Source organism: Methylobacterium sp. D53M (assembly GCF_053345625.1).
Genome location: NZ_JBKFAL010000057.1, coordinates 1 through 7,788, shown reverse-complemented (window position 1 = coordinate 7,788; position 7,788 = coordinate 1). Strand labels below are relative to the sequence as shown.

Here is a 7,788-nt window from a genome sequence, read left to right as displayed (position 1 = left end):
CGCCTGCTTCCGATCGGCGGATGTCCCGAAGCGGACATCTCCACGGGGACCGCTCACGCCCTCGCCGCACCTTCGAACAGCTTGTCCCAAGGTGTCGGGGATGGGAGCATACCACCGAGGAATGCCGGGAAAGCCTTCACGTTTGGATCGCCGCGTCGGCTCTCCGGCCACAGCGCCGTGAACACAGAGCGCTCAGTGGCGAAGCTCTGCAGGACCGGCACGAACGCGCCCCGCTCGACCTAGTGACCGGCCAGGTCACCACCACGACGCGCTCTTCTGAACGTCCAAGATGGGTGGATCTGAAACGGCCTGCTTTCGACTGGCATAGACATGGAAGCAGACATGCCGCGAGGCTTCTTGATACGCGAGCCCATTGGCAGATCATTTAGCGGGTAGGGCCAGAAATTCATTCATGAATTGACAAGCGGACCTTTTCTCGAAGCCGTCCAATAAGTAGAAGACGTGCGGTCTTCGATGGTCAAATTCGGGAACGTCATCGCGAAACGGCAACCACCCTTTTCCGACGTGCGAACACTCACGCTTGCGGCGTGAATCTTGGCGATGGCGGCGACCAGGCTGAGGCCAAGGCCGTTGCCGGGGGTCTGGCGGGACATCTCGGCGCGGTAGAAGCGGCGGAAGACCTTCTCGTGCTCGCTCGCCGGCAGGCCTGGGCCGGTATCTTCCACGGCCACCTCGATCGCTTGGCCGGTCCAGGCGACCCCGACCCGGACGGTCCCTCTGGGGGGCGTGAACTTCACGGCGTTGTCGATGAGGTTCGACAGGGCCTCGAAGCAGAGGTCCCGGTCGCCGTGGACGGTGAAAGGCCCCACCGCCGACAGGACGAGCCGGACGCCCCTCTCTTCAGCCTCGGGCTCGAAGAAGTCGACCGCCGCAGCGGCGACCTCCCCGAGGTCGACCGGCGCGAAGGCGGTCCGGCGGCCCTCCTCCATCGCGCCGATCCGAAGCACGGCCGTCACCATCGCGAGTGTCTGGTCGATCCAGGCGAGGCCCTGATCGATCGCCTCGTGCAATTCCGCCACCGTTCGCGCCTGCGCCCGGCTGCGTTCCAGCCGGGCCCGCAGGCGGGTCAACGGCGTCCGCAGGTCGTGGGCGACGGCATCGCCGACGCTGCGGACTTCGCCCATAAGTTGCTCGATCTCGTCGAGCATGCGGTTCACGTTGGCGGCAAGGCGGTCGAACTCATCGCCCCGGCCTCCGACCGGCAGGCGCTTGCCGAGGTTGCCGCGCATCACCTCGGCGAGCGCCACCTCGGTGGCGGCGAACCGCCTGCGGCCCCGGCGGGCGAGGACGAGGCCGCCGATCCCGGAGAGCGCCAGCATCGGCAGTAGCCCGAGGCCGAGCGCCCGCAGCGTCGTGACCCGCACCCGGTCGATGTCGTCGGTGTCGTGGGCGATCACCACCGTGCCGCCGCCGGGCAGCGCCAGGGCCGCGGCCCAGATCTCGTCGGCGAGGCTGCGGCCCCCGACCTCCACCGTGGCGTTCACCCGGTAGGCATCCCCGTCCCGCGGCAGCCCCTTCGGCATCGCATCGAGGTTACCCGCGCGCCGGACGCCGTCCGGAGCGAAGTCGCCGCCATAGTGCCGGGCATGCGGGTCCATGGCGGTCCAGGTGTCGACCCGCAACGCCGTGGCGGCGGGGTCGGCGGCGGCCGCGCGGACTTCCAGCCGCAGGGTCTCGGCGAGTTCCTCCCGCAGGTAGGAGGCCGTCTGCCAGTAGATGAAGGCGAACATCGTCAGGGCGAGAAGCACCGACCACAGGGCGATCCCCACCGCCCACCGCAGGGTGGTCGAGCGCAGGAGGTCAGTCATCGGGCGTGAGGGTGAAACCGACCCCGCGGACGTTCTGGATCAGGGGCGCCTCCCCGGCCGCCTCAAGCTTGCGGCGCAGGCGGCCGAGATGGACGTCGATGAGGTTCGATTTCGGAGTAAAGCGGTAGTTCCAGACCTCCTCGAACAGCATCGCCCGTGTGACGATCCGACCGGGCGCGCGCATCAGATAGGCGAGGAGCTTGAGTTCCCGAGGCAGGAGGTCGAGGTCGCGCGCGCCGCGCCGGCCCGTTCCGGCGATGAGATCGATCTCCAGGCTTCCGACCCGCAGCAGCGTCTCGCGGGTGTCGACCGGGCGGCGGAGCAGCGCCTCGATCCGTGCGGCGAGTTCGCCGAGCGCGAAGGGCTTGGCGAGGTAGTCGTCGCCACCGGCCCGGAGGCCGCGGATGCGCTCGTCGACGTCGCCGAGCGCGCTCAGGACGAGGGCCGGTGTCCGGTCCCCGTCCCGGCGCAGGTCCTGCAGCACGCCGAGCCCGTCCTGGCCGGGCAGCATCCGGTCGAGGATGATCGCGTCCCAGCCGCCCTGCCGCGCCGAGCGAGCGCCGTCCGGCCCGGTCGCGGCCCAGGCGACCTCGTGGCCGCGCCCGCGCAGGTCGTCGCGCACGTCCCCGGCCGTGTCCCCGTCGTCCTCGATCAGCAGCAGCCTCGCCACGTGAACCCGGTCCTCCCGCGTTGCCAGTGTGTCGCATGTCGGCCCTGCGGTCTGCGCGAGGAAGCGACTGTGAACCAGAATTTAGTGGCGCTCCATCGGCTTCGTCCAATTTATTAGAATGACTCTAGCGCGCACCTCGGGCCCTGTTCGGCTGGGCGCGATCCTCAGCGGGCTCCTCCGATGCTGTTCCTGCTACGCCGCTTCCCCGCATCCGCCGCGATCCCCCACCGCTGAGGGAGTCCACACATGCCCCGGAAGCGGCGGCCCCGCCGCCTCATCAACCGTTACGCCCAGAGCCGGCTCTACGACGTCGAGACCCGCACCTATGTCTCCGTCGAACGCCTGCGGGAATGGCGCGGCGAGGGCTTCGAGGTTGTGATCCGCGAGGTCGAGACCGGGCGCTTCGTCAGCGACGAGGTGCTCCCCACCGGCTTCGACGCATGAACCTCATCCGCGGAGCGTCCGGCCCGACCGGTCGGCAAGCTGCCTGTCCATGTCGCTGAACACCGAAGCGTCCGCGCCCCCCGCGGAGGTCTCCGAGGCATCCGAGACCGATGGCTTCGGGCGCGGGGATGCCTCCGCGCCGGCTCCGATTGTGAGCCGGAGCCGCGCGCCGCGAGTGCTGCTCATCCTGGCGGTGCTGGCCGCCGTGGCCTTCGCGGGCTGGACCTATCGCGGCCCACTCCTCGCCGGCCTTGGCCTCGCCCCGCCCGCGGTCCCCGAGGCGAAGGCGGACCGTTCCGACGACGCCCCGGCGAACCCCGATCTCGTCACCCTCGACGGGGCGGGGCAGACGCGGATCGGCTTGGCCTTCGGCACGGCGGAGACCCGCCGGATCGTGCTCCCGGTGCGGGCGCCGGGCACCGTCGCCTTCGACGAGCGGCGGGTGACGCATCTCAAGCCGCGCACGCAGGGACGTGTACTGAGCCTCGCCGTCCAGCCCGGGGACCGGGTGACGGCGGGGCAGACGCTCGCGACCCTCGATGCCGCCGGCCTCCTCGACGCCCGCAACGGGCTTCAGGCGGCTGAAGCCGCCCTCGGCGAGGCGCGGGCCTCCGAGGCGGTGGCGGCGCTCCAAGTAAAGCGTGGGCTGGAGCAGCTGAAATTCGGGGGCGTGGCGCAAGCCGAGGTCGAGCGGCGGCAGGTCGATCTCGCCAAGGCACAGGCGGCGGTGAAGTCTGCGCAGGCGAACGCGGAGATGTACCGGGCGCAGTACCAGCGCCTCGCCCCGGCCGAGGGCGCCGCGCCGGGCACCAGCGCCGTGGTCACGCCGATTGCCGGCGTGGTGACGAGCGTCGGCATCACCCTGGGCGAGGTCGTCGATACCGGGCGCGACGCCTTCACGGTGGCCGATCCCACCCGTGTCGTCGTGCTGGCGAACCTCTACGGGGCCGACATCTCCCGGGTGAAGGCCGGGGATGCGGTCTCGGTGGAGAGCCCGGTGCCCGGCCATCCGCCCTTCGAGGGCCATGTCCGCTCGGTCAACGCCGCCCTCGATCCGGCGACGAACACGGCGCCGGCGCGGATCGAACTCGACAACCCGCAGGATCTCCTGCGCGCCAACCTTTTCGTCTCGGTGACGGTCGGGGCTGATCTCGGTCGCGACGGCGTGACCATCCCGGCGGCGGCCGTGCAGCAGACGGACACCGGCCCCATCGCCTTCGTGCGCACGGCCCCGGACAGGTTCGAGCGGCGGGCCCTGACGCTGGGCATCCAGCGAACCGACTGGGTGGAGGTGCGCCGAGGCGTGGCGGCGGGTGAGAGTGTTGCGACCGCGGGCAGCTTCGGCCTGAAGGCCATCCTGCTGCGCAGCCTTCTCGGCTCGACGGATTGAGCGCCGGCGATGAAGAGCTGGTTCGCCATCCTGGTCCGCCGCCGCTTCCTCGTGCTGATGATCGCGCTGGCCGCGGCGGCGGGCGGAGCCGCTAACCTCGAAGGTCTCTCGATCGACGCGGTGCCGGACATCTCGCCGAAGCAGGTGATGATCCTCACCCTCTCGCCGGGGCTCGGCCCCCTGGAGGTCGAGCGGCTCGTCACCTTTCCTGTCGAGAACGCGATGGCCGGCGCGCCGGGGCTCTCCAACGTCCGCTCGACGTCCCGGGCCGGCGTCTCGGCGGTCTACGTCACCTTCGACGAATCCGTGTCGGTCACAGCGGCGCGGGCGGAGGTGTTCCAGCGCCTGCCCCAGGCCAAGAGCCTGATGCCCGCCGGAGTCGGCGATCCGCAGATGGGTCCGATGGCGACCGGCCTCGGCGAGATCTACCAGTTCGAGCTGCGCGGGCCCGCCTACACGCCGATGCAGCTCAAGCGCATCCTGCAATGGACCATCGCGCCGAAGCTGAAGCTTACCCCCGGAATCGCCGACGTGAACATCTACGGCGGCCAGATGCCGACCGAGGAGGTCCGCGTCTCGGCGGACGCGCTGCGCCGCTACAGCGTGACGCTGGCCCAGGTCTACACGGCGCTCGCTGAGAACAACGCCGCCCGGGGCGGCGCCTACATCGAGCACAACGACCAGCAGGAGACGATCCGCGGCCTCGGCCTCGCCAAGGGCCCGGAGGACATCGCGAACATCGTCGTCGCGACGGGCCCCGGCGGCGTGCCGGTGACGCTCGGCACGCTGGGCACGGTGCAGGAGGCCCCCAAGGTCCGGCTCGGCGCCGTCACCCACGACGCGGAAGGCGAGACCGTCGTCGGCATCGCGATGATGCGCTACGGCGAGAATGCCAGCGCCGTGGTCGCGGAGGTGAAGAAGACGATCGCCGCCCTGCGCCAGCAACTGCCGCCGGGGGTCGAGATCGTCCCGTTCTACGACCGCAGCGCGCTGGTGGACCGCACCATCCGCACGGTGGAGCACAACCTCCTCGAGGGGGCGGTGCTGGTGATCGTGGTGCTGCTCCTGCTGCTCGGCAACCTGCGCGCAGGGCTGATCGTCGCCGCCGCGATCCCGCTCTCGATGCTGATGGCGTTTGCCGGGATGCGGCTGCTCGGCCTGTCGGGCAATCTGATGAGCCTCGGGGCGATCGATTTCGGGCTGATCGTCGACGGCGCGGTGGTGATGATCGAGAACGTGCTCCGCGCCCGGGGCGAGCACCCGGACCGCCCGGCCCACGACGTGATCCGCGACGCCGCCGCCGAGGTGGCCCGCCCGGTGATCTTCGCGGTGGCGATCATCATCATCGTGTACGTCCCGATCCTCGCGCTGGAAGGCGTGGCCGGAAAGATGTTCGCCCCGATGGCGCTCACGGTGATCCTGGCGCTCGCCTCGTCGCTCGTCGTCACCCTGATCCTGATGCCGGCGCTCGCGGCGCTCTTTCTCGCCGGGCGCGGTGTCAATGAGCGCGAGACGCGTCTCGTCCACGCGGTGCGGAGTGTCTACACGCCGGTGCTGCGCTGGGCCGAGCGGCACGCGCTCACCACCGTGCTCACGACGGTCGCCCTGTTCGCCGGCTCCTGCGCGATGGCCACGCGGCTCGGGGGCGAGTTCCTGCCGAAGCTGTCGGAGGGCTCGATCGTCATCACCTCCGAGAAGCTGCCCGGCATCGCGCTGAACGCCTCGCTCGCCACCGTGACCCGCATCGAGCGGGTGCTGAAATCCTTCCCCGAGGTGAAGCGGATCGTCTCCCTCACCGGCAGCGCCGAGATCCCGACCGACCCGATGGGCGTCGAATCGACCGACAGCTTCATCACCCTGACCGACCCCTCGACCTGGAGGACCGCCGACAGCCAGGAAGGGCTCGTCGCGGCCTTCGACAAGCGCCTCCGGGAGGAGGTGCCGGGCGTCGCCTACAGCTTCTCGCAGCCGATCCAGATGCGGATGGACGACCTCTTGGAAGGCGTGCGCGGCGACGTCGCGATCAACCTCTACGGCGACGACCTGAGGGTCCTGAAGGACACGGCCGATTCCATCGTGCGGGTGGTCTCAGGCATTCAGGGCGCGGCGGACGTGAAGGCCGAGGCGCAGGCCGGGATGCCGGCGCTCTCGATCCGGGTCGACCGGGTCAAGGCCGCCCGCTACGGGATCAACGTCTCGGACGTGCTCGACGTGGTCGAGAGCATCGGCGGGCGCACCGCCGGCATGGTCTACGGCGACGACAATTCCATCACCGACATCGTGGTCCGGCTCGACCCGGCCGACCGCAGCGACATCGAGCGCATCCGAGCCCTGCCGGTGGGACGGCCGGGCAAGGAGACCGGTCCCGCCATGACGGTGCCGCTCGCGATGGTGGCCTCGGTAGAGGTCACCTCCGGCCCGGCCCAGATCAGCCGCGAGCGGCTGCAGCGGCGGATCTCGATCCAGGCCAACGTCCGCGGCCGCGACGTGCAGAGCTTCGTGGACGCCGCGCAGAAGGCCGTGTCCGATCAGGTGAAGTTGCCGCCCCGCTACGCGCTGCAATGGAGTGGCCAGTACCAGAACCTGCAGGAGGCTACCGCCCGCCTCTCGGTGGTGGTGCCGGCGGCGCTGGCGGGGATCCTCGTCCTCCTCGTCGTGATGTTCGGCGACATCCGCCGCGCCGGGCTCATCTTCCTCAACGTGCCGATGGCCGCGACGGGGGGCATCCTTGCCCTCTCTGTGCGCGACATGCCGTTCTCGATCTCGGCGGCGATCGGCTTCATCGCGACCTTCGGCATCGCGATCCTGAACGGCGTGGTGCTGACGAGCACCATCCGCGACCTCGAAGCTTCCGGCCTGGACCCGCGGGGGGCGGCCACCCGGGCGGCCGAGAGGCGCCTGCGCCCGGTGATGATGACGGCCCTTGTCGCAGCGCTCGGCTTCCTGCCGATGGCGCTCTCGACCAGCGCGGGCGCGGAAGTGCAGCGCCCGCTCGCCACGGTGGTGATCGGCGGCCTGATCACCGCGACGCTGCTGACGCTCGTCGTTCTTCCCGCCGTCTATCCGGTGATCGCGACGTTGCGCCTGCCCTTCGGCAGGGTGAGCAAGCGACGGCATTCGAAGCCCCGCCAGCGGATGCAGCAGGGGACCGGTCGATGAGCGCACTCACGGCGACGGCTGCGTTCGCCGGGGGGCGAGAGTACCGACGTTGCTCGCGACATAAACTGCTCGAGTTCAAGAATTCGCCGCGTTGAACTGCTTCGAACAGGGAATCTCAGGTACAGTCGCCGCCGACTTCGATGGCTACCGACCGTGCACGGCTGGTCGCAGATGACCGCCTTGAGCGAAAGCTTGGCCGCGATCCGGGCGGCCGGCATGGGTCGCCAGCGGAACGTCCACATATGCCCTCATCTTCATAGCCTCGGTTCGGGCGTCTCCTTGACCTGACCGGTATT

At 70.0% G+C, this 7,788-nt stretch carries 5 protein-coding genes; 3 read left to right on the top strand and 2 right to left on the bottom strand.

Annotated elements, in window-relative coordinates; all coding sequences use genetic code 11:
* Window positions 1-410: 410 nt before the first annotated feature.
* Window positions 411-1,829, bottom strand: a complete 1,419-nt coding sequence (locus tag ACLBYG_RS31150; RefSeq protein ID WP_447684025.1) for an ATP-binding protein — start codon at window positions 1,827-1,829, stop codon at window positions 411-413.
* On the bottom strand, window positions 1,822-2,499 hold the full coding sequence (locus ACLBYG_RS31145; protein ID WP_020091096.1) for a response regulator transcription factor: 678 nt from the start codon (window positions 2,497-2,499) through the stop codon (window positions 1,822-1,824). Before ACLBYG_RS31145 ends, ACLBYG_RS31150 begins: the two co-directional genes overlap by 8 nt.
* A gap of 246 nt (window positions 2,500-2,745) precedes the next feature.
* Here ACLBYG_RS31145 and ACLBYG_RS31140 point away from each other — a divergent pair, with 246 nt between their 5' ends.
* The 3 genes from ACLBYG_RS31140 (at window position 2,746) to ACLBYG_RS31130 (ending at window position 7,492) form a co-directional block, all read left to right on the top strand.
* On the top strand, window positions 2,746-2,943 hold the full coding sequence (locus ACLBYG_RS31140; RefSeq protein WP_091675875.1) for a polyhydroxyalkanoate synthesis regulator DNA-binding domain-containing protein: 198 nt from the start codon (window positions 2,746-2,748) through the stop codon (window positions 2,941-2,943).
* Between the two features lie 175 nt (window positions 2,944-3,118).
* Window positions 3,119-4,333 carry an efflux RND transporter periplasmic adaptor subunit gene (locus ACLBYG_RS31135; protein ID WP_244540833.1) on the top strand — a complete coding sequence of 405 codons (1,215 nt, stop codon included), beginning with the start codon at window positions 3,119-3,121 and terminating at the stop codon, window positions 4,331-4,333.
* Window positions 4,334-4,342: 9 nt separating this feature from the next.
* Window positions 4,343-7,492: an efflux RND transporter permease subunit gene (locus ACLBYG_RS31130; protein ID WP_447684024.1), complete on the top strand. Its 3,150-nt coding sequence runs from the start codon at window positions 4,343-4,345 to the stop codon at window positions 7,490-7,492.
* Window positions 7,493-7,788 lie beyond the last annotated feature (296 nt).